Source organism: Nocardiopsis tropica (assembly GCF_042660575.1).
GTDB lineage: Bacteria > Actinomycetota > Actinomycetes > Streptosporangiales > Streptosporangiaceae > Nocardiopsis > Nocardiopsis tropica.
In genome coordinates this window covers 1-505 of the sequence record NZ_JBHSUF010000073.1, presented here as the reverse complement: position 1 = coordinate 505, position 505 = coordinate 1, and the positions used below count along the sequence as shown (strand labels likewise).

Annotated in this window: 1 pseudogene; it reads left to right on the top strand. The window is 77.0% G+C overall.

Going from position 1 to position 505, the window contains the following annotated elements:
- Positions 1–505 (top strand): annotated as a pseudogene (locus tag ACFQBR_RS33635) (hypothetical protein); the annotation flags it as partial.

Below are 505 nucleotides of genomic sequence, written 5' to 3'. Positions count from 1 at the left end.
TGGACGGGCTCTTCAGCAAACACCTGTCCGACCTGTTCAGCAAAGGCCTCACCGACCTCAAACTCCTGCCCGACCCGCCACCCCTGGTCCGCACCGGCCCCGACGGGCCCGGCGGGCCGCCCCCGGTCGGCCCGCCCGTGCGCGAGAGCCCCGACGGGCCCCCGTCCGGGCCGCCCTCGGGTCCCCCCGACGGGCCGCCTTCGGGGCCGGTCAAAGACGACCCGCCACCCGTCAACCGCGACACCGACACCCCGCCACCCCCCGGCGGCGGAGGCCCCGACGGACCCCCCGCCAGGCCCAAGGACGACCCCCCGGCCGGGCCGGTCAAGGACGACCCCCCGGTCAACCCCGACCGGGGGCCGGACTCCCCCGCGCCCAAGGACACCCCGGGCACCACACCCGCGCCCCGGGACACCCCGCCGGCGCCGCCGTCGTTGAACAAGGACCTGGCCGAGGTGTTCGGCCGCCACAACGACGAGTTCCTCACCCCCTACAACCCCGCCAG